This is a genomic window from Streptomyces sp. NPDC046887 (assembly GCF_040644755.1).
GTDB lineage: Bacteria > Actinomycetota > Actinomycetes > Streptomycetales > Streptomycetaceae > Streptomyces > Streptomyces lichenis.
Genome location: NZ_JBEYXH010000019.1, coordinates 12,589 through 37,285 on the forward strand (window position 1 = coordinate 12,589; position 24,697 = coordinate 37,285).

Sequence of the window (24,697 nt, forward strand, 5' to 3'; positions counted from 1 at the left end):
ATGGCAGAGTGGCCCCATGGTTGATCCGGCAGCGGATGCCCTGTCGCCTCCCGAGGACTGGCCCGCCCCTCCGGATCTGAGCCTGTCCCTCAACGGCATGGGCACCTTCGACTGGGACCTCGACACCGGGCTGATGCACCTGGACGCGCCCGCCCTCGGCGTCTTCGAGCTGGAAGCCGCCGCCTACGACGGCCGTCCCGCGACGCTCATCGCGCGGTTGCCGCCCACCGAGGCCATCCGGCTGGACACCCTGGTCGCCCAGGCCCTCAAGGACGGCTCCACCCACTGCGGGGCGTACTTCCGCATACGCTCGCACGACGGCGCGCTGCGCTGGACCCACACCCAGGGCATCATCCGCCGGGACGAGACCGGCCGACCGCGCCGCATCATCGGCGTGGTCCGCGACGCCACCGACGAACTCGCCGAGTCCACCGCCCGCCGCGAGGTCGACGAGGAGCGCCGCCGCCAGACCAGCGTGGTCGAGTCGGCCACCGCGGCCCTGGCGCACGCCCGGACCGTCCAGGACGTCATCGACGTGCTCAAGGACTCCCAGGGCCTGGCGAACCTCGGCGCCGCCAGCATGGTGATGGGCCTGCTGGAGTCCGGCCGCATCCACCTGGTCGCCGACGGGCCGCGGACCGCCTACGTCCCCGGCACCCGCTACACCCGGGTGGACGAGCAGTACCCGATGAGCGAGGTGGTGCGCACCCTGCGCCCCCGGTTCATCGAGTCCCCCGAGGACTTCGCCGACTCCTACCCCATCCTCTGGCCGCACCTCGACGGGCTCGGCATCACCTCCGCCGCCTATCTGCCGCTGATCGCCCAGGCCCGCCCGATCGGCGCCCTCGGCCTGCTCTACAGCGACAAGATCGGCTTCAGCTCCGAGGACCGCAACGTCCTGGTGGCACTCGGCAGCAGCCTCGGCCAGAGCCTGCAACGGGCCATGCTCTACGAACAGGAGCACGACCTCGCCGAAGGACTCCAGCAGGCGATGCTGCCCCGCCGCATCCCCGAGGTGCCCGGCGCCCGGATCGCCGTCCGCTACCGGGCCGCCCGGCTCGGCCGGGACATCGGCGGCGACTGGTACGACGTCATCCCGCTGCCCGGCGGCCGGCTCGGCGCGGTCATCGGCGACGTCCAGGGCCACGACACCCATGCCGCCGCGGTGATGGGCCAGCTCCGGATCGTGCTGCGCGCCTACGCCACCGAGGGGCACACTCCGGCCACCGTGATGGCCCGGGCCTCCTCCTTCCTCCACGAACTGGACACCGACCGCTTCGCCACCTGCACCTATGTGGAGGCCGACCTCGCCACCGGCGTGGTGCAGGTGGTGCGCGCCGGGCATGTCGACCCGCTGCTGGTGGAGGCCGACGGCACCTGCCGCCGGCTGCCCGTGGTGGGCGGGATGCCGCTCGGGCTCTCCGCCGAGTTCGGCCGCCTGGACTACCCCGTCGGCACCCTGGAACTGGACCCGGGCCAGACCCTGCTGCTCTACACCGACGGCCTGGTGGAGCTGCCCGGCGCCGACCTCGACGAAGGCCTGCAGTGGCTCACCGCCCAGATCCGCGGCGGCCCCCGCGAGCTCCAGCTGCTCGCCGACCATCTGTGCGGAGCGGCCGACGAACGCGGCGGTGACGACGACGTCGCCCTACTGCTGCTCCGCCGGGTCGGCGGCCACGCCCCCCGGACCGGCGGCCGGCTCCAGCAGCATGTGGCCCAGAGCGACCCGGAGGCCCTGACCTCCGCCCGCCATATGATCCGGGCGGCGGTACGGGCCTGGGGCGCCGGCGCCCGCGCCGACGAGATCGAGCTGGTCGCCGACGAACTGATCACCAACGCGCTGCTGCACACCGACGGCGGAGCCGTCGTCACCCTGCGGATGCTCACCGGATCGCGCCGCCGGCTCAGGGTCGAGGTCGAGGACCGCTCCAGCGTCCTGCCCCGCCGCCGCGAGGCCGGACTCTCGGGCGTGTCGGGCCGCGGGCTCATGCTGGTGGACCTGCTGGCCGAGGCGTGGGGCGTGGAATCGCGCGGCACCGGCAAGTGCGTGTGGTGCGAGTTCCCCATGGCCGGCCGGCCCGGCGCCCCCGCCCCGCCCGACGGCACCGCCGCCCGCCCCACCCCCGCCCGGGCCGCCGGCCCCGCCTGGGGCGGTACGCCGACCAGGCCACCGGGGCCGTAGGCCCTCCGCCCCTCGCGCCGGGTACCGGACTCGGGCAGTCTGGAGCCATGCCCGAACTGCCCGAGGTGGAAGCGCTGCGCGAGTTCCTCGACGAGCATCTCGTCGGCAAGGAGATCGCCCGCGCCCTACCCGTCGCCATCAGCGTCCTCAAGACCTACGACCCGCCGCTGACCGCACTGGACGGCGCGGCCGTCACCGCGGTCGGGAGGCACGGCAAGTTCCTGGACATCACCGCGAACGGGCCCGCGGCAGGGGCCGCCGACGGGCTCCACCTCGTCGTCCATCTCGCCCGGGCGGGCTGGCTCCAGTGGCGGGACGTGCTGCCCTCCGGCCCACCGCGCCCCGGCAAGGGGCCGCTCGCCCTGCGGGTGGCGCTGACCGGCGGCGACGGCTTCGACCTCACCGAGGCCGGCACCACCAAACGGCTCGCCGTCCACCTGGTCCGCGACCCCGCCCAGGTCCCCGGCGTGGCCCGGCTCGGCCCCGACCCGCTCACCGACGCGTTCACCCGGGACGCCTTCGCCGCCCTGCTCGCGGGGGAGCGCCGCCAGATCAAGGGCGCCCTGCGCGACCAGAGCCTCATCGCCGGCATCGGCAACGCCTACAGCGACGAGATCCTGCACGTGGTGAGGATGTCGCCGTTCAAGCCGGTGCAGAACCTCGACGAGGCCGAGACCACCGCCCTGTACGAGGCGCTGCGCACCACCCTCGCGGACGCCGTGGCCCGCTCCCGAGGGGTCGCCGCCGGACGGCTGAAGGCCGAGAAGAAGAGCGGGATGCGGGTCCACGGCCGCGCAGGGGAGCCCTGCCCGGTCTGCGGCGACACCATCCGCGAGGTCTCCTACCGGGACTCCTCGCTCCAGTACTGCCCCACCTGCCAGACCGGCGGCAAACCGCTGGCCGACCGCCGGCTCTCCCGCCTGCTGAAGTGACCCGCCTCGCCCTCCCTACGGCCGTAGCGCCAGCAGCCGCCCGCCGTCGGCGGTCCGCACCTCCAGCCGGTCGATCTCACCCAGCCGCATCGCGGTCCCGGCCTCCACCAGCGGCTCGTAGCCGGCCGCCGCGGACCAGCTGGTCACCGGCCAGGCTTCGCCGTCCGTGCGCACCGCGAACAGCTCGCACACCCCGGGCGTCCGCACCCCGGTCACCCGCAGCGCCAGGTCCGTACCCCACTCCCGGTCCCATAGCGACACCTCCGCCGCCACCCCGGTCGCCGCGTCCGCCGCCGAGGCCCGGCGCGGCCCGGCGGGGCCGCCGTCCGGGCTGAGCAGCGCGGCGCCCGGCACCGCCAGCGCCAGCACCGCGGCCGCCCCCGCCACCCGCACCGCCCAGGGCCGCGCCCCCCGCGGCCGCCGCCCCGAGACCGCCCGGCGCCCCCCGACCCGGCCCCCTCGCCGCTTCCCCCGCACCGCGCCGTGCCGGACGGCCTCCGGCCCCGGCGGGGCCGGCGGTTCACGGCCCGCGAGCTGCGCCAGCGCCGAGACCGCGACGGCGAACCCGGCCAGCCCCTCCGCGCATGGCCCGCAGCCGCGCAGATGCTCCTCGCAGGCCAGCGCGTCCCCGGGCTCCAGCACACCCAGCGCATAAGCGGCGACATCGTGATGCCGCTCCCGCAGACTCATGGGGGGCCTCTCTCCTCAGGGTTGACCGCGTGACGCGCGCTCGACGGCGACGCTCGGTGGTGACGGTCCGGGGAGGGCCGTTCGCCGAGGAGTACGCAGGAAGCACGCCTCCGGCTCAATCAGCACCCGGAAGCGAGGGCCTAGACTTCCCGGCCATGGTGCGCGCACTGGCGGTCGACGACGAGCAGCCGGCCCTGGAGGAGCTGCTCTACCTGCTCCGTGCCGACCCCCGGGTCCGCAGCGCCGAGGGCGCCACCGACCCGGACGCGGCGCTGCGCCGCATCGGGCGGGCGCTGGAGGCCGGGCCGGGCGGCGCGGACGCCATCGACGTCGTCTTCCTGGACATCCATATGGCCGGGCCCACCGGACTGGAGGTCGCCCGGCTGATCGCCCACTTCGACCGGCCGCCGCTGATCGTCTTCGTCACCGCCCACGAGGGCTTCGCGCTCCAGGCGTTCGACCTCAAGGCCATCGACTACGTCCTCAAACCGGTGCGCCGGGAGCGCCTGGCGGAGGCGGTGCGCCGGGTCCGCGAACTGACCGAGCCGGCCCCGCCGGGCGCCGCGCCCGAGCAACTGGCGGTGGAGCTCGGCGGGGTCACCCGGTTCGTCGCGGTCGAGGACATCGCCTTCGTCGAGGCGCAGGGCGACTACGCCCGGCTGCACACCCGCGACGGCAGCCATCTGGTGCGCATCCCGCTGTCCACCCTGGAGGAACGCTGGGCGGACCGGGGTTTCGTACGGGTGCACCGCAGCCATCTGGTCGCCCTCCACCGCGTCGAGGAACTGCGGCTGGACGCCGGGGCGACCACCGTCCGGGTGGCCGGCACCGACCTCCCGGTCAGCCGCCGGCACAGCCGCCAGCTGCGCGACCTGCTCACCCGCCACGCCGCCCGCGGCGGCCCGCCCCGCACCTGAGCCCCGCACCTGAGCCGCGTACCAACGTCCGCCCGCCCACCGCCTCCGCCCACCGTCCCCGCCCGGCCCCGGCCACCGTCCCCGGCCCGGCCCCGGCCACTGCCCCCGGCCACCGCCCCCGGTCCACCGCCCCTGTGCGCCCCGCCCGCCGGTGCGTAGACTCCGACGACCGTCGCCCCGATCGCCGCCCCGACCGCAGCCGCTGCTTACGCACCGCCCCGACCCACGGACCCCGCGATGCCCCCAGAGCCCCCGCCCGCGCGCCGGCCGCGCCGCGAGACGGTCACCGGTACGCCCAGGGCGGCCCGCCGCCGTACCCTCCCACCCGCCGCCGCCCGCTCCGAGATCAGCGAGCAGACCACCCTGGGCCACACCTATGTCCGCTCCCTGATGCGCAGCCAGCTGCGGGCCGCGCTCTGGGCGCTCGCCGCGCTGGCCCTGCTGGTCGGCTCCCTGCCGCTGCTGTTCACCCTGCCCGGCGCGCTCGGCGGTGGCGGCGCGCCGGCCGGGCCGCTGGTCTGGGCCGCCCTCGGAGTCGCCGCGTACCCGGTGATGTGGCTGATCGCCCGCCGGTACGTACGCCGCGCCGAACGCAACGAACGCGACTTCACCGGGCTGGTGGAGGGGCGGCGCGACACCGCCGACGCCCCGCCCCCGGGCGGCCCTCGCGGCCGGCTCAAGGGCGCCGGGCGCCGGTGAACCAGAGCTACGCGGTCGCGGCCGTCACCGCCGTCACCGCCGCCACCGTGCTGGTCGGCGCCCTCGGGCTGCGGATCTCCCGTACCACCTCCGACTTCTACGTGGCCTCCCGCGGCGTCCGCCCCGGGCTCAACGCCGCCGCCATCAGCGGCGAGTACCTGTCCGCCGCCTCCTTCCTCGGCATCGCCGGACTGGTCCTCCTCCAGGGGCCGGACATGCTCTGGTACCCGGTCGGCTACACCGCCGGCTATCTGGTGCTCCTGGTGCTGGTCGCCGCCCCGCTGCGCCGCTCCGGCGCGTACACCCTGCCCGACTTCGCCGAGGCGCGCCTGGAGTCCGCCCGGGTGAGGCGGCTGGCCAGCCTGTTCGTCGTCGGCATCGGCTGGCTCTATCTGCTGCCCCAGCTCCAGAGCGCCGGACTGGTCCTGGAGATCCTCACCGGCGCGCCGGACTGGGTCGGCGGCTGCGTGGTCGCGGTGGTGGTCACCGGCGCGGTCGCGGCCGGCGGGATGCGCAGCATCACCTTCGTGCAGGCCTTCCAGTACTGGCTGAAACTGACCGCCCTGCTGGTGCCGGTGTTCTTCCTGGCCGCCGCCTGGGTCGGCGACGGCTCCCCGCGCGCCCGGCTGGACGCCCCGGCCGTCTTCCGGGAGCACACCTCGGTGCGGCTGGCCGAGACGGTACGGGTGGAGGTCGCCGCACCGCTCACGGTGACCGCCACCGGGCGGATCGACGGGGCCGCCCACCGAGGCGAACGGGTCGGGCTCGACGCGGGCCCGCACACTATCGAGGCCGGCACCCTCCTCGGCTTCCCCGCGGGCGCCCCCGTACCGGAGCGGGCCGCCGCCGGCGGCGACCCGCTGGGCTGGTCCCAGCCGCTGGCCGACGGCCGGGACGGACGCCAGCTGTACGCCACCTACGGGCTGATCCTCGCCACCTTCCTCGGCACCATGGGCCTGCCGCATGTCGCCGTCCGCTTCTACACCAGCCCGAACGGCCGCGCCGCCCGCCGCACCACCCTGGTGGTGCTCGGACTGGTCGGCGTCTTCTACCTGCTGCCACCGGTGTACGGGGCACTGGGCCGGATCTACGCGCCCGAGCTGGCCCTGACCGGCGCCGCGGACGCCGCCGTGCTCGTCCTGCCGGACCGGCTCCTCGGCGGCCTCGCCGGGGACCTGCTGGGCGCCCTGCTCGCCGGCGGGGCCTTCGCCGCCTTCCTCTCCACCGCCTCCGGACTCACCATGTCGGTGGCCGGGGTGCTCACCCAGGACGTGCTGCCGACCCGCGGGGTACGGCACTTCCGGCTGGCCACCGCGCTCGCCATGGCCGTCCCCTTCGCGGTGTCGCTGGTGGCGCGGAACGTCCCGGTGGCCGACGCGGTGGGCCTGGCGTTCGCGGTGTCGGCGTCCTCCTTCTGCCCGCTGCTGGTGCTGGGCATCTGGTGGCGGCGGCTCACCCCGCCCGGGGCGGCCGCCGGACTGATCGCGGGCGGCGGCGCGGCGCTCACCGCCGTGATGGCCACCCGGGCCGGGGCCGCCCCCGAGGGCTGGGCGCACACCCTGATGGCCTGGCCCGCGGTCTGGTCGGTGCCGCTGGGCTTCCTCACCATGGCCGCCGTCTCGCTGGCCACCCCGCGCCGGATACCGCCCGGCACCCCCGCCGTACTGGCCCGGCTCCATCTGCCCGAGGACCTGGCCGGCCCCTCCGCTCCGCGTACCACGACCGCCCGGACCGCCCGTACCGCCGCCTGGGAGGCCCGGCCGTGACCGGGACCCTGCTCGCCGGGCTGGCCGCGGCCGCCGCACTGCTGCTCACCGCCGGCTTCGTCCTCGGCCGGGCCGCCGCCCGGCGCGCCGGACGCGACGGACTCGACCTCGGCACCCCCGTCGAACACGCCACCTTCCACACCCTGCACACCGCCTCCCTGGCGGCCCCGCCGCTGCGCGCCGGACTCACCGAGGACACCGCCCGCAAGGCCGCCCGCAGACTGCGCCCGCTGCTCGGCACCGAGGCGCTCTGCCTCACCGACCGCGTGGCCGTACTGGCCTGGGACGGTCCCGGCGCCGACCACCACCGCGCACAGGTGCTCCAGCGGGTCGCGGAGCTGCTGCGCACCGGCCGCGGCGAGAGCCTGCGCAGCGACTGCGACCAGCCGGACTGCCCGCTGCGCTGGGCCGTCATCACCCCGCTCACCGGGGAGGACGGGGTGGTGGGCGCGCTGGTCGCCTACGGCTCGCGCGAGTCGGCGGTCCTGGTCCGGGCCGCGACCGAGGTGGCGCGCTGGGTGTCGGTCCAACTGGAGCTCGCCGAGCTGGACCGCTCCCGCACCCGGCTGTTCGAGGCCGAGATACGAGCGCTGCGCGCCCAGATATCCCCGCACTTCATCTTCAACTCGCTCGCCGCCATCGCCTCCTTCGTCCGCACCGACCCGGAACGGGCCCGGGACCTGCTGCTGGAGTTCGCCGACTTCACCCGCTACTCCTTCCGCCGGCACGGGGAGTTCACCCAGCTCGCCGACGAACTGCGCTCCATCGAGCAGTATCTGGCGCTCGCCGGGGCCCGCTTCGGCGACCGGCTGCGGGTCACCCTCCAGGTCGCCCCCGAGGTGCTGCCGGTGACCCTGCCCTTCCTCTGCCTCCAACCGCTGGTGGAGAACGCCGTCAAACACGGCCTGGAGGACTCCCGGGCGGCCTGCCGGATCACCATCGCCGCCCGTGACGCGGGCGCGGAGGCCGTGGTCACCATCGAGGACGACGGCGTCGGGATGGACCCGGCGGCACTGCGGGGAATCCTTTCCGGTCAGAGCGCCCAGGCATCCGGCGTCGGCCTGTCCAACGTGGACGAACGGCTGCGCCAGGTGTACGGCGACGACCACGGGCTGGTGGCCGAGACGGGGCTCGGCGCGGGCATGAAGGTCACCGTCCGTATCCCCAAGTACCACGCGGGTGTCCACCGCGATCCACCCCTGTCCGGTCAGGTGTGAAGCGTCCCGTTATGGGGACGCGGCGGGGGATGGAGGAATAAGCCATGCGTGTTCATGATGCCTACGAGTTGGCGTTCGGCGAGGACACGGTCCTGGTGCACCGCACCGAGCGGACCGGGTCCGGCGGCCATCCCATCTACGCGGACGACACCGCGATCGTGCTGGCGGAGATCAGCGACCGGGGCGAGGTGCGGATGCTGCGCAGCGGCGGCTACCAGGACCCCATGGTCCGGGTCCGGGCCCGCCCCGTGGAGCCCCACACCCGCTGAACCCACGAGCGCTCACAGCAGCCGCAGGGTCAGATGGACCAGGGGCAGCGCCACCTGCCACGACGGCATCCAGACCCGGCGGCTCTCGTCGACCGTGACACGGGCCGGGTCGGCCCCCGGCCCCCGGCCCGGTGCGGCCCCGTCCGGCCCGCCCAGGTCGGCGGCCAGCAGCTGCGTCGCCTCCAGCCGCCGCCACGCCGCCCGCGCCAGCGCCACGCCGCCCCCGTCCGTACCGCCGTCGCCGGCTTCGGTGAGTCCGGAACCCACCCAGCGCGGCCACGGGTGGCCATGGGCGGTGCGCAGCAGCCACCGCGCCACCGGGTCCTCGACCCGCCCTCCGTCCTCCGGGGCGCCGCCGAGGGGGCGGTCGTCCAGATAGACGGTGAGCGCCAGGGCGCGCCGGGCCGCCTCGTACTCCAGCGAGCCCGGAGCGGCCAGCCCCCCGTCCGCCAGCAGCTCACCGGCCGTGTACTCGGCGCACAACCAGGCCATCGGCACGGCGAGCCCGCCTGAGCCGGTGCCGTGCGCGCCGCCTCCGCCGGTGCCGTACGTGCCGCCTCCGCCGGTGCCGTTCACGCTGTCGGAGCGCACCGCTTCCACCTACTCCCGGACCTGTCGAACATGTGGGGTGAGGGCCCGCCCCCGCGCAGCACCGCGCCGGACCGCGGCGGGTCCCGGGAATGAGCCTCCACCGTCGGACACGGCCGCTCCGCCCCGTTCGCTCAATCCGGAGTGTGGTGTCGCCTACATTTCGGCCGCCGGCTGGTGGTGGGGAGGCGCACCGCCACCACCGGTGCCGCCGTGACCCCTGGGGAACCCCTTCGGGCGGCCGCGTCCGAACGCCGAACGACCACCCACCGCCCGCTGCCCGAAGGTCAACGGCCGGTGCGCGCGACCGCGGTACGCGCGGGGGAGTAGCCGGGCAGGCCCCGGCCGAGGGCGCGCAGCGCGTAGTGGGAACGGGACTTGACCGTCCCCGCCGGGATGCCGAGATCGGCCGCGGCCTCCTGGACGCTGAGTCCGTCGAAGTAGATCCGCACCAGCACCGCCCGGTGCTCCGGGCTGAGCTCGCGGACGGCGGCGCGGACGTCCAGCGCGGCGACCGCGGACTCGGTGGCGTCCGAGGGGTCGGGCGCACCGTCCAGCGCACTGTCGCCGATCTCCGCCGGGCGGGCCAGCCGGGAGCGCCGGGCGTCGATCGCCAGCCGCCGGCCCACGGTGAACAGCCAGGGCCGCATCGAGGAGTACGGCGCCTCGAAGGCCTCCGGGTGCTGCCAGGCCCGGAGCAGGGTCTCCTGCACCAGGTCCTCCGCGCGCTGCCGGTCGCCATAGGTCAGTCCGAGCAGGAAGCCCAGCAGCGCCGGCCCGTGGTCGCGCTGGAGCTCCGCGAGGGCCCGTTCATCGGTGGTCACCGCCGTAGCCGTCATCGTCCACTCCCTCCCCTTCTCCCTCTCCCGCTTCCGTCCTCTCCGGCCGCCGTCCCCCGTCCCCGGCCCGCCGGGCGTATCGGAACCCATCGCGGGCGGCGGGGACAACGGATGGGCCGCGCCGTGCGACGAGCGGTCGCTCCGAGCGGCGAACGGCACGCGGGTGGCTCGCGGAGGGTAGGCCACGGGCGCGACGCGCCGCGATGGCCGCAGAAATCCTCCCGTACGGGTTATTTGTGTGATTCTTCCGATAAGAGGATTGGCTGATTGTCGTTCTCCATAGGGATTCAGGCAGTTCCCGACGCCCGACGCCCCCATGGAGCCGGCTGATGACCTCCACACGCACGCGACGGACCACGGTGGCGGCCGCCGCCGTCCTGCTCACCGCGGTGGCGGGCTGCGCGGGCGCCGTCCCGCAGACCGCGCCCACCCCGCCGGCCCCGTCCCGGCCGGCCGCCGACCCCGTACCCTCCTCGGCCGGCGGCCCCACCGCCACCCCGCGGCCGTTCACCCTCGCCGCCACCGGCGACGTCCTGCCGCACGCCTCGATCATCCGCCAGGCCCAGGCCGACGCGGGCGGTGACGGCTACGACTTCCGCCCCATGCTCGCCGGCGTCAAACCGGTCATCTCCGCCGCCGACCTCGCCATCTGCCATATGGAGACGGTGTACGGGAAGGACGAGGGCCCCTTCACCGGCTACCCCTCCTTCAAGTCGCCGCCGCACATCGCCACCGCGCTCGCCGCCACCGGCTACGACTCCTGCTCCACCGCCTCCAACCACACCCTGGACGACGGCACCGCCGGACTCACCCGCACCCTCGACGCCTTCGACAAGGCCGGGGTGCGCCACGCCGGCTCCGCCCGCAACCCCGCCGAGGCGCAGCGCCCCACCCTGCTCAAGGCCGGCGGGGCGACCGTGGCCCACCTCGCCTACACCTACGGGATCAACGGCGACAAGATCCCCGAGGACAAGCCCTGGTCGGTGAACATCATGGACGAGGCGAAGATCGTCGAGGACTCCCGCGCGGCCCGGGCGGCCGGCGCCGACGTGGTCGTGGTCAGCCTGCACTGGGGCACCGAATGGGAGACCGAGCCCGACCAGGACCAGCTGGACCTCGGCCACAACCTCACCGCCTCCACCTCCGACGAGGGGCGTCCGGACATCGACCTGATCATCGGCACCCATGCCCACGTACCGCAGGCCTACGAGAAGGTCAACGGGACCTGGATCGTCTACGGCATGGGCGACCAGATCGCCGGCGACATGATCAACTACAACGGGGCCTTCGACCCGCGCGGCAACCAGGGCAGCATCGGCCGCTTCACCTTCACCCCGCCCAAGGAGCCCGAGGGCCGCTGGACGGTCTCCAAGGCCGAGTTCCTGCCCCAGTGGTTCAACACCCAGACCGGGCGGGTCACCGACCTGGGCGTGGCCATCCGCCGGGGCGAGCAGCTCACCGACGTACGCGACCGCATCCGCCAGGTCGTCCTCAGCCGAGGCGCCGCCGCCGACGGCCTCACCATGCCCCAGTAACCCGGCACCCGCCCCGTCCACCCGCCTCCGTCCGGGCGGCGTACGCCTCCCCGGCCCGGGGCCCCGGGCCGCGCGGGCCCACCCCCGGCCCCGGCCTCCGGTCGGCGCGGGCCCGCCCCGTACGGCTCCGGCCTCGGCTCGTACGGCTCCGGCCCCGCCCCCCTGCCCATACGGGCCCCCGAACCGAACCGAGTCACCCCACCCCGCCGCCCGGACGCGTATGCCCTGCGAGGGAAGAGCCATGACTGCACACCAGACGACACCCGGGCGGCGCACGGTGCTCCGTATCGCCGCGGCGCTCGGCGCCACCACGGCGGCCGGGGTGTTCGCCGCGGACCGGTTCGGCGCCTTCGACACGGCGGCGCCCGGACCCGGCCCCATCGCCACCCCCTCCGCCGTACCCGGAAGCCCACCGCCCTCCGCCGCCCCGGCCCCCTCGGCCGCCGCCGGTCCGGGACCCGCCGCGGGCGCGTTCGCCGACGGTGTGGCCGTCCCGGGCGCCGCCGGCCCGCAGGCCGCCGCCGCGGGGCGGGCCCCCGCCACCGGCTACCGCCTCCAGCCGATGACCGCGTACACACCCCCGCGCTTCCGGCGGGCGCTCCCCCCGGTCCGTACCCGGCCCTTCCTCCAGGTCGCGCAGACCGGCCGGACCATGGTCCTCACCTTCGACGACGGACCCGACCCCCGCTACACCCCGCCCATCCTGGACACCCTCCGCCGCCACCGGGTGCGGGCGATGTTCTTCCTCTGCGGTGAGATGGCCGACGCCCACCCCGATCTGGTGCGGCGGATCAACGACGAGGGCCATGTGCTGGGCAACCACTCCTGGTCGCACCCGCTCATCCCCTCGCTGCGCCCCTCCCGGATCCGTACGGAACTGGGCAGCACCAGCGAGACCATCGAACGCCTCACCGGCGCGGCGCCGCTCTGGTACCGCGCCCCGTTCGGGGCCTGGAACCGGCACTCCTTCGAGATCGGGGCCGAGCTCGGCATGGAACCGCTGGCCTGGACCGTCGACACCCTCGACTGGACCGAGCCCGGCGCGGACGCCATCGTGAGCCGGGTCCGGGCCGGTGCGGCGCCCGGCGTCGTGGTCCTCTCGCACGACGCGGGCGGCGACCGCTCGGGCACCGTGGCCGCCCTGGACCGCTACCTCCCCGAACTGCTGGACAACGGCTACCGCCTCACCGTCCCCCGCCGCTGAAGCCCCGCTCCTGCTTCGGAAGTCCGGCCTCCGCGCGAAGTTCTGGAAGTCCGGCATCTGCAAAGGCCCCGGCGCCCGCCTTCCGACGGTGCCGGGGCCTTCACCCGCGAAGCATCACAGACGCATCAGTGACGCATCAGTGACGCATCACCCCAGGCTCAGCGCACCTCCACCATCCGCGCGAACACCACCACATTGCCGTCGTAGCCGTTCGCCTTGGAGTAGCCGCCGCCGCAGGTGATGACCCGCAGCTCGGGATGGCCGGTGTCGCCGTAGACCCGTACCCCGGGGAAGTCCTCCTTGGAGAACACCTCGATGCCGTAGACCTCGAACACGGCGATCCGCCCGTCGAACCGGGTGACCTCCACCTGCTCCCCGCCCTTGATGGCGCCGAGGCGGTAGAAGACGGCGGGGCCCGCCTCGTTGTCGACATGGCCCACGACGACCGAGGTCCCTCGCTGCCCGGGGGAGATGCCGTTCTGGTACCAGCCGGCCATGTTGGGGTCCTGGGCCGGGGGAGCGTCGATCCAGCCCTCACGGTCGAGACCCACGTCCATCACCGGGGCGTCCACGCCGATGGAGGCGATCCGCACCCGGGAGGCCGGGGCGTACTCCAGCGGCTCCAGACCGGCCACGGGCGCGGTGCCCTGTTGACTCTGCGCGGAGGCGGCGAGCCGGGTGGGCTGCGGCGGCCCTGGGTCAGTGTCCGCCCCGTTCCGCATCATCGCCAGACCGGACAGCATGACGAGCGCCAGCGCGCCCCACGGCGACGGTCTCCTCAGCTCGGCGAAGCCACTGCGGCGTCCCAGGCCCATGTCTCTCCCTTCGCGGCGGCGTACCCGCGGCGTTCCCCGCACGGTAAGCGCGCCCCGCAACCCCGGCCATCCGAACGGGGCGAACGGGTGGCGGCTACCCCCGCCATCCGAACGGGGCGAACGGGTGGGCGGCCACCCCCGGCCCGTACCGGCCCCCCACCGCGCACCCCCCGCCCGGGTTCGGCCGGGTCCGCTCGGGTCCGCCCAAGTCCGCCCGTCGTGAGCGCCGCTTCGACCTCCAGGGGCCGCCGGGGTTGCCCCGTCCGGGTGTTCGTGCCGGACGACCGGCTGACGGGGTGTGACCTGCGGATCCATCGTCCTGGCGGTCCGCCGCCTCGGCGTGTCGCCTCACCGGGGTGGCCGAGTCCCGAAATGCGCTTATACGACCCACTTGTGACAGTTCCTCGTGGAGGGCGTACTCGTCGAATCCACCGGAGCGCCGCTTCGGAGCGTCTTCCACTGGAGGTTCAACCATGCGTGCTTCACGCGCTCTCGTGGTCGCCGCCACCGCCGGCGCGGCCATCGGGCTCTGCGTCCCGGTGGCCGCTGCCACCAGCGCACCGAACGGCGGCGGCCCGAACAACGGTCCGACCAACGTCACCGTCGAGCCGAGTCGGGTGCACCAGGGCGGCCAGCTCGCGGTCAGCGCGTCGGGCTGCTCCCGCGGCGGCGTGGTCTCGTCCAACGCCTTCCCGCGGACGGCACTCACCATCAACCGCTCGGGCCAGTCGGCGGCCACCCCCCGCGTGTACGACCACGCCACGCCGGGCCAGTACACCCTGGCCGTGCGCTGCAACGACACCGGCTCCGGCGGCAACGGCGGGCGGGGCGGCGACGGCGGACGCGGCGGAGACGGCGGCCGGGGTGGTGACGGCTTCGGCGGCGACGGCGAGTTCGGCCGCGGTGGCAACGGCCTGGTCGTGACCCGTACCTTCACCGTCATCCGGGGCCGCGGCACCGAGGGTGGCCTCGGCGGTTCCATGGCGCCGAGCTCCACCGAGACCGCCATCGGCGCGAGCCTGGTCGGTACGGCGGCCATCGGCGGCGGGCTGTTCATCAGCCGGCGCCGCCGCCTGATCGGCGGGAACGCCTGACCGGCCGAACCTCCCGGTCCGGCTGACCACGCCCGTCGCCCCGAGCTCCCACTGGGATGCTCGGGGCGACGGGCGTTCCGGGCGCGCTCCGGAAGAATATGGCGACATCTCGCCACCCACCCCCGACCGGGCACTTCCCACCCCCGCCGATTCGTTGCCCAAGAGAGAAGGAAGCGGGCAGGGCGGCAAGAGCAGGAAAGGCAGCGCAGGACCGACCCCCGCAAGCGACCCGCACCCACCGCCCCGGACATCGCCCAGCCAGGCCGAGCCCCGGTTATCGCCCAGCCGGGCCGACCAAAGCGGCGACCGGGCCCGTGCGGGCAGAGCCGACACCGGGCCAGGACCGGCAGAGCGACGACCAGGCCAGTGCGGCCTCCGCGGCGACCGGGCCAGTGCCGGCAGAGCGGCGACCGGGTCAGGATCGCATCCGGGGCGGGCCATGGAGTGCGGGGCCGGGCCAGTGCCGGCATGCGGCTACCAGGCCAGGACCGGGCGTCCGGGGCGGGCCACCGAGTGCCGGGGCCGGGCAATGGCAGGCCGGGCCGGGACAGCCCCGACAGCTGCGCCCGAGTGCGCCCGAGTGGGACCGGGACCGTGCCGACGGCCGAGGCGGAGTGGCGGCCGGGCCGGAGGCCGTCCGGGATGGATCAGCCGGCGCCGAGCCAAGGCCGTGGCGGGTCAGCCGGCACCGGGCGGCTGCCGGGGTGGCCATGGCGGGTCAGCCGGGACCGGACCGGGGCGCCGGCCGTGACAGACGGGCCGACGCCTGGGCGGGCCATGGCCCGGCGGGGTCGGGGCGAGGAGGCGAGGCCGGGCACCGGGCCGAGCCGTGAGGGGCGGCCGGATCGTGCCGACGGCCCGATCAGCGCCTGCGGCCGGGTCTGTGCCGACGGCCAGGTCAGCACCCGCGGCCGGGTCCGTGCCCCGACGGCCAGGTCAGCGCCTGCGGCCGGGTCCGTGCCCCGACGGCCCGATCAGTGCCGGCGGCCAGTTCAGTGCCTGCGGGCCAGTTCAGTGCCGGCGGTTGTCGGCGCGGCGGCGCACCGCGTAGACGATGCCGGTCGCGGCCGCCACCGCCAGCGCCGTACCGGCCGCCAGCTCGCCCGCGTTCCAGCCGCCGATGCTGCCGCCCACGCCACCGCGCACCCCCTGCGAGGGCGCCGGGGTCGCCGACCGGGTGGCGCTCGCCGAGGGCATCGTGGTGGAGGACGTGGTGGACGAGCCCGCGCTCTGCGCGATGGTCAGCTGCGCCGAGCCTGGGGTGCCACCCGCGCAGGTGAAGTTGACGGTGTAGACGGCACCGCGGCGGGCGTCCCAGTCGACGGTGGCCGCCACCGAGCGGCCGGCCGGGATGGTCGTGGTGTCAAAGACGCCCGCGGACGCCATCGCGGTGCCGGAGCAGCCGGGTGCCGTCAGGACGACCCGCCCGCCGGGCTGGACGCTGGTGGGGCTGACGGTGAAGTCACCGGGAGCCTTGGCCCCGGGGGCCGCCGCGGCGGCGGGGACGGTGGTCAGGGCGTAAGCGGCCGCTCCGAGCAGAGCGGCGGAGGCGGCACCTATCGCGCGCATCGTCGATCCTCCGGTCCCGAGGAGCAGCCGCGGAACGTGTTTCCGCGAAGGTTCCGAAATGCACCTCGACTCCGGCTCACGCTAGGAGCGCTCTACCACAGCCGCGATCCCCGTCGTGCGAACGGGTCATCCGAGTCACCCACACGGCCTACCCCGGCGACGTTCGGGCGGGGCCATCCGGGGCCGTCCAGGCCCACAAGCGGGCCGTCCGGCGGCTCCGCCACCCCCGATGGGCCTGCCCGCCGTCAACGGACGCCGCCCGTCCGCCCCCCGGCGCGCTTCTCGAAGGTCTCAGCGCGCCACCGCCGGGAACAGCAGCTCGAACGGCTCCCGGGTGGCGGAGATACCCAGCCCGAACGGGGCGTCCAGGGCCCAGATCAGGAACAGCAGGAAGGCGATCAGCGCGCTGAACAACCCCGCGAGCAGCAGCTCGCGGAAGGTGCGGCGGATCTGCAGGGTGAAGATCAGCCCCACCGTCACCAGCGCACCGATGATCAGGCCGAACCACACCACCCCCGGCATGGTGGACCCCGCGTTGCCCGCCCGGGAGGCGCGGGCGTCGTCCACCGCCGCGACCTGGTCCACCAGCGGCTGGTACGCCTCCCCCTCGTGGTCGGTGGCCGGCTCGTAGTCGGTGACCGAGCGGCGCACCCGCTCCAGCAGTTTTGTGCCCTCCTCGGTCAGCTCGCCGCGCTCGGCCATGCTCCGCCACTCCGGACCGGTGACCTGGGTGACGTACGCCCGTACGTCGGAGCGGATCCGCTCCCGGACGGCGGCGGGCCACACCTCGACCCGGACGTCCACCTCGTGCAGCGCCTGCGCCTCCTGGCGGACGCTCTCCTGTGCCGCGCTGCGGCCCTCCCAGACGCCCGCGATGGCGAGCCCGAGGACGATGGCGTACACCACGCCGATCATCATCGTCATGTACTCGAGGACGTCCGGGGTCTCGGAGGGATCGTCGTCCTCGCCGATCCTCCGGTTGTTGAAGACGACGATGGCCAGGACGACCGCGCAGGCGGAGGCCATCGCGATGGACAGGACGACCCAGTGCGACACGGTCGGCTCCCAACGGTGTGCTTCGGTGAGGTCAGGGCTGGTCAGGTCAGGTGGTGAGGGGCGGCCTAGCGGGAAGACCGGGGGCGCAGGATGGCGGCGGCCAGCAGCGCGGGGGCGGTGATCAGCAGCATCACGGTCACCGGTGACGGACCGCCCGCCGGCTCGGCCCGCTGCGCCCGCCGGTACGAGGACCGGGCCACCGGTTCCGGCGACGGCAGCGGAGTGAGCGTCGGGCGCGGACTCGGAGCCGGACGAGGTGCGGGCGGGGGCACCGGGGCCGGACGGGGCGGTGGCGGCGGCGCGGGTGCCGCCCGTGCGGGCGGGGGCTCGGGCGCCGGCGGCGGTACGGGCTCGGCCGGGGGCGGCGGTTCCGGAGCCGGCGGGGGCACCGGGTCGGGCGGCCGCGGGGTCGGCCGGGGCGCGGGCGGCGACGGCCGGGGCGGAGCCGTCGGCGAGGGGGTCGGCGGCGACGGGGTGGGCGTGGGTGTCGGCGTGGGCGTGGGCGTGGAGGTGGGGCCGGTCCAGCAGACGGCGCCGCCCGCCACCGCGACCGAGGTCCCCGGTCCGCCCGGACCGATATGGGCGATGGCGCAGCTGTCCGCCGCCGCGGGCGCCGGGACGGCGAGCAGCCAGCCGAGTGCGGCCGCCGCGGCGAACCGGGCGGCAGGGGATGCGTACACGCCGACGAGCATGGGCGGACGCGGCCGTACGCAGCAGGAAAATCGCACCGATTCGCCTGATGGGGGGTTTTCGGCGGCGCGGGGTTTGCCGTGCGGATGTACGGCGTCCGCCGTCCGGGCGCCGACGCTTCGGCCTCGTCGGACACGCGGGCGCCGAGGGTGCGTGTGGACACCGGATACGGCGGCGCCGGCCCCGCCGCGGAAAAAGTTCCCGAGCCGTTGAACGCCCACGGCCCCCCGGCCCGTACTGATGGCCATGAACGGCACGCCCGGGCGTCGCCAACGTAACTTCACCCTACGGGAGTTGACCATGAACACCTGGCGAAACGCCTCGCTCGTGCTGACCGCGGCGGCCGTACTCGCACTGACGACGGCGTGCGGCCAGGACAACGGCGGCCAGGCGCCCGCGGGTTCGGTCGGCGCCGCCGCCCCGGCGGGAGCGCCCGCCGACAACGCGGGCGGCTACGGCTCCGACTACGGCGCGGCGGGCGGCGGCGCCAAGGCCGCGGCCACCCCGGCCGGGCAGCTCGCCGCCGAGGAGACCGACAAGGCGGGCGAGGTCCTCACCGACGGCGAGGGCTTCACCCTCTACCGCTTCGACAAGGACTCCGCCAACCCGCCCAAGTCGGCCTGCGAGGGCGACTGCGCCAAGGCCTGGCCGGTGGTCTCCGCCGAGGGAGCCAAGCCCCCGGCCGGCGTGGACGCCGCCCTGCTGGGCGAGGTGGCCCGCGCCGACGGCACCAAGCAGCTCACCGTGGACGGCTGGCCGATGTACCGGTACGCCAAGGACACCCAGCCCGGGGACGTGAACGGCCAGGGGGTCGGCGGCACCTGGTACGCGGCGGCCCCCGACGGCAAGAAGGCGTCCCCCGGCGCCGGTTCGGGCCAGGACGCGGGCGCGGAGGAGGAGGGTGCCGAGGAGGGGGCCGGCGAGGGTGCCGAGGCGGCCCCGGCCGATCTCGCGGGGCTGTCCGTGCGCAAGGACCCCGACCTCGGCGAGATCGTGGTGGACCGCGCCGGGATGACGGTCTACCGCTTCCAGAAGGACTCGGCCTGGCCGATGAAGACCGCCTGCACCGGCGAGTGCCTCAAGAAGTGGCCGGTCGTCGCCCCGGTGGAGAAGAACGACACCGAGGGCATCTCCACCAAGGGCTATGTCACCTTCAACCGCCCCGACGGGCTGAAGCAGCAGACCATCGACTGCTGGCCGCTGTACACCTTCGCCGGCGACAAGAAGCCCGGTGACACCAACGGCCAGGGCGTGGGCGGCACCTGGTGGGCCGTCTCACCGCAGGGAAAGCTGGTCGGAGCGTCCAAGTAGAGTCCCCACGCGCGCTTCCGACCTCGCGGGGCCTGGAGGGAAGGACAGGCCCCGCACGTCCCGGCCGCGCCCCGGCCGGGACACCGCCGGCCCGTCCCCGCACTCGCTGCGGCGGACGGGCCGGTCGGCGTTCCTCCCTGGCGGCCCCCGGCCGCGGTCACGCACCGGGGCCCGTCCCGCACCGGCGGGGGCGTCCGATCGGGTCGCCCCGCTCACGCCGGCTCGACTGTGCCGGAGACCGCGCCGGGACAGGCCGTCCGTCGCTCCCTCCCCGCACCGGCGGGAGTCCGGCGCCGCCCGGCCGCGTTGCGCGCCGCGGTCCGCCGCGCACCGGTGGCACCCGGCTCCGGCTTCCGGCGCGCGCCGGCGGGGGAGTGCGGTGGGGTCAGCCGCGGTCACGCATCGGGGTCCGCCGCGCACCGGCGGGGGAAGCCCGGTGGCACCCGGCCCCGGGGGCGGCCCCGCCGTACCCCTGCCCCTGGCGCCCGCGGAAGGCCCACGGTGGCGGCGCGGTGGCGCGAGGGGCAGTTGCCGCGGGCACGGCCGGGGACCGGAGGATCGCACGTGCCGCCGGTCTGTGACCGGGACGTGTGACCAAGAACGGACCGCGAATTTCCGTTTCCTCTCGCCCTCTTGGCGGGCGATCAGTAGCCTCGGCTCGAACACCTAGCCGTACCCGCGGCAATTTCGGCCATGGCGACCTGTGGGAGACATCGATGGAGCGTCCCGCCTGGGCCCCGTCCGGCATCGACATATCGGTGCCGAGCGTGTCCCGGATCTACGACTACTACCTGGGCGGCTCGCACAACTTCGAGGTCGACCGCGAGGCGGCCCGCAAGGCGATGGAGTTCATGCCCGGCCTCCCCAAGGTCATGCAGGCCAACCGGGCCGTGATGCGCCGGGCCGTCCGGTTCGCCGTGGACCAGGGCATCACCCAGTTCCTCGACATCGGCTCGGGCATCCCCACCTTCGGCAACGTCCACGAGGTCGCCCAGAACGCCACCCCCGACGCCCGGGTGCTGTACGTCGACCACGACCCGGTCGCCGTCGCCCACAGCAAGGCGGTACTGGCCGGGAACGACCGCACCGGCGTGCTCGCCGCCGACCTGCGCAAGCCGCGCGACATCCTGCACAGCCCCGAGACCGCCGCCCTGCTGGACCTCGACCGGCCCGTCGCCCTGCTGCTCGTCGCCGTACTGCACTTCCTGGAGGACGCCGACGAGCCCGGACGCGCCGTCGCCGAACTGCGCGACGCGCTCGCCCCCGGCAGCCTGCTGATCCTCACCCACGCCTCCTACGAGGGCATCCCGCTGCCGCGCGACGTCGCCGCCGGCACCGTCAGCGTCTACCGGGACATCCGCAACCCCCTGGTCATGCGCTCCCGCGACGAGGTCGCCCGCTTCTTCGACGGCTTCGAACTGGTCGAGCCCGGCCTGGTGCCGCTGGCCGACTGGCGGCCTGAAAACCCCGTCGACCAGGAAGACCCGTACGCCTTCTCCGGCTTCGCAGGGGTGGGACGCAAGGCGTGAGCATGCCCGTACGGCCCTCCGGCTCCGGCCCCGAGCCGGAGGAACCAGAGGATCTGGACCTGGTCCTGGAGGACAGGATCCGGCGCTTCGCGACCATCTGGAGCCGGGCCATCTTCCCGGTCACCGCGACCTCCCTGACCCGCCCGGAGTTCGAACTCCACCTGCTGCCCTGGGCGCGGGAACTGAGCGACGCCCTGCACGGCCGGCCCTTCGACACCGCCCCCGCGGGCCGGGTGGGCGCCGCCCTGGTGGCCGCCCACTGCACCGACCCCGACGCGCTCAGCCGCACCCTCGGCGTCGTCGAGTCCTACCTGGTGCTCTACTGCGGCCGCCCCGCCCAGGACACCGCCGAGGAACTGCGGGCCCGCAGCGCCCGGCTCCAGCACGCCCTGGCCGCCGGCTTCGCCCGGGCGCTGCGCCAGCGCACCCTCACCGAGCAGGAGGCCATCGCCCGCTCGGCGCTCGCCGCCCGCAGCCTCGCCGAGGAGGCGCTGCACGCCACCGAGGCCCGGTTCCGCGCCGTCTTCGACGGGGCGGCCGTCGGCATCGGCATCGCCGACCTGGACGGCACCATCCTGGAGGTCAACGACACCCTCACCCGGATGTTCGGCGGACTGGAGACCCACATCCGCGGGCGCAGGACCACCGACTGGGTGCACCCCGAGGACGGGCCGCAGGTCTGGCGGATGTACGGGGAGCTGGTCCGCGGCGAACGCGACCACTACCGGGTGGAGAAGCCCTACTACCGCGGCGACGGCACCGTCCTGTGGACCAACCTCACCGTCTCACTGCTGCGCGACGCCGACGGACGGCCGCAGTACCAGCTGGCCCTGATGGAGGACACCACCGAACGCCGGCTGCTCAACCTGCGGCTGCGCTACGAGGCCACCCACGACGCCCTCACCGGCCTGCCCAACCGCACCCTGTTCTTCGAACGGCTGGACAAGGTCCTGGCGGCCGGCGGCGGCACCCGCTTCGGCCTGTGCTACCTGGACCTCGACGGCTTCAAGGCCATCAACGACAGCCTCGGCCACTCCGCCGGCGACCGGCTGCTGGTGGAGGTCGCCGACCGCCTCCAGAGCTGCGCCACCCGGCCCGGCGAGATGGTCGCCCGGCTCGGCGGCGACGAGTTCGTCGCCCTGACCACCGGCCCCGCGTCCGACGAGGACGAGGCCGGCGAACTGGCCCGGCGCATCCTCCACGTCCTCTCCTCGCCCATCCGCCTCGACGGCCGGGAACTGGCCGTACGCGGCAGCATCGGCGTCGTCGAGGGCCCGGCCGGCGGCGAACGCAGCGCCGCCGAGGTGCTCCGCAGCGCCGACATCACCATGTACCGGGCCAAGTCCGCCGGCGGCAACCGCTTCGAGCGGGCCGACGCGGAGGCCGACGCCCGCGCCATCACCCGGCACGGGCTCACCACCGCGCTGCCCGCGGCGCTGGACCGTGGCGAGTTCTTCATCGAGTACCAGCCGCTGGTCCACCTCGGCGACGGCACCGTGCACGGCGCCGAGGCCCTGGTGCGCTGGTGCCACCCGCAGCACGGCGTGCTCGGCCCCGACCGGTTCATCCCGCTCGCCGAGCACACCGGGCTGATCGTCCCGCTCGGCCGCTGGGTGCTCCAGGAGGCGGTGCGCCAGGCCCGGTTCTGGAACCGCAGCCACTCCGACGGCGGCCCGCTGCGCATCAACGTCAACCTGTCGCCGACCCAGCTGCACCACCCCGGGCTGGTCGCCGACACCGTGGACGTGCTGGAGCGCTCCGGCCTCGACCCGGGCGCGCTCTGCCTGGAGGTGACCGAGTCCGCGCTCATCGGCGCCGACGAGGACCTGCTCAAGCCGCTGCGGCAGCTCGCCGAGATGGGCGTGGACATCGCGCTGGACGACTTCGGCACCGGCTACTCCAACCTCGCCAACCTGCGCCGGCTGCCGGTCAGCGTCCTCAAGCTGGACCGCTCCTTCACCCAGGGCATGCAGACCCACCCGGTCGACCCGGTGGACCTGAAGATCGTGGAGGGCATCGTCTCGCTGGCCCACAGCCTCCAGCTGGCCGTCACCGTGGAGGGCGTGGAGACCGGCGCCCAGGCCGAGCAGCTGCGCGAACTGGGCTGCGACACCGCCCAGGGCTGGTACTACGCCCGACCCGGAGCGCCGGACCGCATCCACTCCCTGCTCCTCGCCGACGCGATCTGACACCGCCCCGGCACGGCGTGACCTGACGCCGTCCCGGCCCGACGCGATCCGAGGCCGCCTCGGGCCGACGTGACCTGAGGCGGCCCCGCGCCGTCGCGGAGTGGTGCCGCCCCTGGGCCGCCCAGTGCCGCCCCTGGGCCGCCCGGCCCTGCCCAGCCCCACCCCGGTTGGCGACATCTCGCCAACCGGGCACTTCGGGCACCCCTCGACTCGTTGCCCAGGAGAGGAAGGAGGGCAGGGGCGCAACGGGCCCGCAGGCACAGCCCCCCCGGCCCGGTCATGAATGCGGCTCTTGACCCTCACGTGGCGTCAGGCCGCATAGTCGGTGCCGTGGAAGATCACTGGACCGTGGGGCGCGTGGCCGAGCTGGCCGGTGTGAGCGTCCGCACGCTGCATCACTATGACGAGATCGGGCTGGTGCGTTCGTCGGCGCGGACCGCGGGTGGGTACCGCGCCTACTCGGCGAGCGACGTCGAGCGGCTGCGGGAGGTGCTGGCCTATCGGCGGCTGGGCTTCGGGCTGCGGGAGGTCGCGGAACTGGTCGGCGACTCGTCCACCGACGCGGTCGCGCACCTGCGCCGACTGCGCGACCTGCTGCTGGAGCGGCGTGATCGTGCCGACGCCATGGTGGCAGCCATCGACCGGGAACTAGAGGCACGGGGGAGGGGACTGAAGGTGACACCGGAGGAACAACTCGGGATGCTCGGCGCACGGCTGTATGACGCGATCGGCGGCGCCTACCCGGCGACGCGGCGTACCGAGCCGCGGATCGCGGCGCAGATCACGGACGCGCTCGGGGACGCGCGGACGGTGCTGAACGTCGGGGCCGGCACCGGCTCCTACGAGCCGGCCGACCGCGAGGTGACCGCGGTGGAACCGTCGGGGGTCATGCGGCGCCAGCGGCCCGCCGGCTCGGCGCCGTGCGTGGCTGCCGCCGCGGAGAGCCTGCCGTTCGAGGACCACTCCTTCGACGTCGCGATGGCCGTCTCCACCGTGCACCACTGGGGGGACCCGATGGCGGGGCTGCGTGAGATGCGGCGCGTAGCCCGCCGTGTGGTGGTGCTGACGTTCGACACGGACGAGCCCGGATGGCAGGACCGGTTCTGGCTCACCCGCGACTACCTGCCCGAGTTCGCCTCCGTCCTCGCCGAGTTCCCCTCACTCGGGCGGATGGCCGACGCGATCGGCGCCCGCGCCGAGCCGGTGCCCATCCCGTGGGACTGCGCTGACGGACTGTTCGAGGCGTACTGGCGCAGACCGAGGGCGTATCTGGAGGAGCACGTCCGCCGTGCGATGTCGGTGTGGACGAGGGTCGGGCCGGACGCCGAGGAGCGGGCGGTGCGAAGCCTTCGCGACGACCTCGATTCCGGGCGGTGGGCCGAGCGCAACAGCGATCTCGCGCGCCTCGACACGGCAGACCTCGGCCTCCGCCTGCTCGTGGCCTGAAGGGGCGACGGCCCGCGCACCCGAGCGGTGAGCGGGCGACCGCAGCCGACGCGTACGGCCCGCCGTGCCGGGCGGCACCGGCGCGGGTGGTCGATACAACACCCCGGTGCCGTGCGTGCGTGGACGGACCGCCAGTTCTTCGCAACCTCCTTCCCCCTGA

At 74.9% G+C, this 24,697-nt stretch carries 21 protein-coding genes; 14 read left to right on the forward strand and 7 right to left on the reverse strand.

Annotation, left to right across the window (positions count from 1 at the left end):
• Window positions 1–16: 16 nt before the first annotated feature.
• Window positions 17–2,182: a SpoIIE family protein phosphatase gene (locus ABZ945_RS18775; RefSeq protein ID WP_361270483.1), complete on the forward strand. Its 2,166-nt coding sequence runs from the start codon at window positions 17–19 to the stop codon at window positions 2,180–2,182.
• Between the two features lie 47 nt (window positions 2,183–2,229).
• A complete protein-coding gene (locus ABZ945_RS18780; RefSeq protein WP_361270486.1) occupies window positions 2,230–3,114 on the forward strand; it encodes a DNA-formamidopyrimidine glycosylase family protein in 885 nt (294 codons plus the stop codon).
• A 15-nt stretch (window positions 3,115–3,129) separates the two neighbouring features.
• Here ABZ945_RS18780 and ABZ945_RS18785 read toward each other — a convergent pair whose 3' ends face one another.
• Entirely contained in the window at window positions 3,130–3,804 is a 675-nt protein-coding gene (locus tag ABZ945_RS18785; RefSeq protein ID WP_361270489.1) for a hypothetical protein, read from the reverse strand.
• Between the two features lie 155 nt (window positions 3,805–3,959).
• Here ABZ945_RS18785 and ABZ945_RS18790 point away from each other — a divergent pair, with 155 nt between their 5' ends.
• From ABZ945_RS18790 to ABZ945_RS18810, 5 genes are all read left to right on the forward strand, one after another.
• Complete coding sequence (locus ABZ945_RS18790) at window positions 3,960–4,721, forward strand: LytTR family DNA-binding domain-containing protein (RefSeq protein WP_361270492.1); 762 nt, start codon at window positions 3,960–3,962, stop codon at window positions 4,719–4,721.
• A gap of 237 nt (window positions 4,722–4,958) precedes the next feature.
• On the forward strand, window positions 4,959–5,420 hold the full coding sequence (locus ABZ945_RS18795; RefSeq protein ID WP_361270495.1) for a hypothetical protein: 462 nt from the start codon (window positions 4,959–4,961) through the stop codon (window positions 5,418–5,420).
• Window positions 5,417–7,186 (forward strand): cation acetate symporter, encoded by a 1,770-nt coding sequence (locus tag ABZ945_RS18800; RefSeq protein WP_361270497.1) that lies wholly within the window; start codon window positions 5,417–5,419, stop codon window positions 7,184–7,186. The genes ABZ945_RS18795 and ABZ945_RS18800 overlap by 4 nt, the downstream gene beginning before the upstream one ends.
• Window positions 7,183–8,403, forward strand: a complete 1,221-nt coding sequence (locus ABZ945_RS18805; protein WP_361270499.1) for a histidine kinase — start codon at window positions 7,183–7,185, stop codon at window positions 8,401–8,403. The genes ABZ945_RS18800 and ABZ945_RS18805 overlap by 4 nt, the downstream gene beginning before the upstream one ends.
• Window positions 8,404–8,447: 44 nt before the next feature.
• Window positions 8,448–8,672, forward strand: a complete 225-nt coding sequence (locus ABZ945_RS18810; RefSeq protein ID WP_361270501.1) for a DUF6296 family protein — start codon at window positions 8,448–8,450, stop codon at window positions 8,670–8,672.
• 12 nt (window positions 8,673–8,684) lie between these two features.
• On the opposite strand, the gene ABZ945_RS18815 is transcribed toward ABZ945_RS18810, so the two are convergent.
• Both ABZ945_RS18815 and ABZ945_RS18820 read right to left on the reverse strand, forming a co-directional pair.
• Window positions 8,685–9,263, reverse strand: a complete 579-nt coding sequence (locus ABZ945_RS18815) for a hypothetical protein (protein ID WP_361270503.1) — start codon at window positions 9,261–9,263, stop codon at window positions 8,685–8,687.
• A gap of 284 nt (window positions 9,264–9,547) precedes the next feature.
• Window positions 9,548–10,099, reverse strand: a complete 552-nt coding sequence (locus tag ABZ945_RS18820) for a sigma-70 family RNA polymerase sigma factor (RefSeq protein ID WP_361270506.1) — start codon at window positions 10,097–10,099, stop codon at window positions 9,548–9,550.
• Between the two features lie 329 nt (window positions 10,100–10,428).
• On the opposite strand from ABZ945_RS18820, the gene ABZ945_RS18825 reads away from it, so the two are divergent.
• Both ABZ945_RS18825 and ABZ945_RS18830 read left to right on the forward strand, forming a co-directional pair.
• A complete protein-coding gene (locus tag ABZ945_RS18825) occupies window positions 10,429–11,634 on the forward strand; it encodes a CapA family protein (RefSeq protein WP_361270509.1) in 1,206 nt (401 codons plus the stop codon).
• A 241-nt stretch (window positions 11,635–11,875) separates the two neighbouring features.
• Complete coding sequence (locus ABZ945_RS18830) at window positions 11,876–12,838, forward strand: polysaccharide deacetylase family protein (protein ID WP_361270511.1); 963 nt, start codon at window positions 11,876–11,878, stop codon at window positions 12,836–12,838.
• A 158-nt stretch (window positions 12,839–12,996) separates the two neighbouring features.
• Here ABZ945_RS18830 and ABZ945_RS18835 read toward each other — a convergent pair whose 3' ends face one another.
• Window positions 12,997–13,653 (reverse strand): class F sortase, encoded by a 657-nt coding sequence (locus tag ABZ945_RS18835; protein WP_361270514.1) that lies wholly within the window; start codon window positions 13,651–13,653, stop codon window positions 12,997–12,999.
• A gap of 473 nt (window positions 13,654–14,126) precedes the next feature.
• Between ABZ945_RS18835 and ABZ945_RS18840 the strand changes: the two genes are divergently transcribed.
• Entirely contained in the window at window positions 14,127–14,747 is a 621-nt protein-coding gene (locus ABZ945_RS18840) for a hypothetical protein (RefSeq protein WP_361270517.1), read from the forward strand.
• Between the two features lie 1,011 nt (window positions 14,748–15,758).
• Here the strand turns inward: ABZ945_RS18840 and ABZ945_RS18845 are convergent.
• From ABZ945_RS18845 to ABZ945_RS18855, 3 genes are all read right to left on the reverse strand, one after another.
• A complete protein-coding gene (locus ABZ945_RS18845; protein ID WP_361270520.1) occupies window positions 15,759–16,316 on the reverse strand; it encodes a hypothetical protein in 558 nt (185 codons plus the stop codon).
• A 291-nt stretch (window positions 16,317–16,607) separates the two neighbouring features.
• Window positions 16,608–17,372 (reverse strand): DUF4239 domain-containing protein, encoded by a 765-nt coding sequence (locus tag ABZ945_RS18850; RefSeq protein ID WP_361270523.1) that lies wholly within the window; start codon window positions 17,370–17,372, stop codon window positions 16,608–16,610.
• Window positions 17,373–17,437: 65 nt separating this feature from the next.
• Complete coding sequence (locus ABZ945_RS18855) at window positions 17,438–18,052, reverse strand: hypothetical protein (protein WP_361270525.1); 615 nt, start codon at window positions 18,050–18,052, stop codon at window positions 17,438–17,440.
• A 310-nt stretch (window positions 18,053–18,362) separates the two neighbouring features.
• Between ABZ945_RS18855 and ABZ945_RS18860 the strand changes: the two genes are divergently transcribed.
• From ABZ945_RS18860 to ABZ945_RS18875, 4 genes are all read left to right on the forward strand, one after another.
• On the forward strand, window positions 18,363–19,373 hold the full coding sequence (locus ABZ945_RS18860; protein WP_361270528.1) for an SCO0930 family lipoprotein: 1,011 nt from the start codon (window positions 18,363–18,365) through the stop codon (window positions 19,371–19,373).
• Between the two features lie 716 nt (window positions 19,374–20,089).
• The gene (locus ABZ945_RS18865) at window positions 20,090–20,902 is read left to right on the forward strand and encodes an SAM-dependent methyltransferase (RefSeq protein ID WP_361270531.1); all 813 of its coding nucleotides are present in this window, start codon (window positions 20,090–20,092) and stop codon (window positions 20,900–20,902) included.
• A complete protein-coding gene (locus tag ABZ945_RS18870) occupies window positions 20,899–23,091 on the forward strand; it encodes an EAL domain-containing protein (RefSeq protein ID WP_361270534.1) in 2,193 nt (730 codons plus the stop codon). Before ABZ945_RS18865 ends, ABZ945_RS18870 begins: the two co-directional genes overlap by 4 nt.
• Window positions 23,092–23,439: 348 nt before the next feature.
• Entirely contained in the window at window positions 23,440–24,537 is a 1,098-nt protein-coding gene (locus ABZ945_RS18875) for a MerR family transcriptional regulator (protein ID WP_361270754.1), read from the forward strand.
• Window positions 24,538–24,697: the final 160 nt, after the last annotated feature.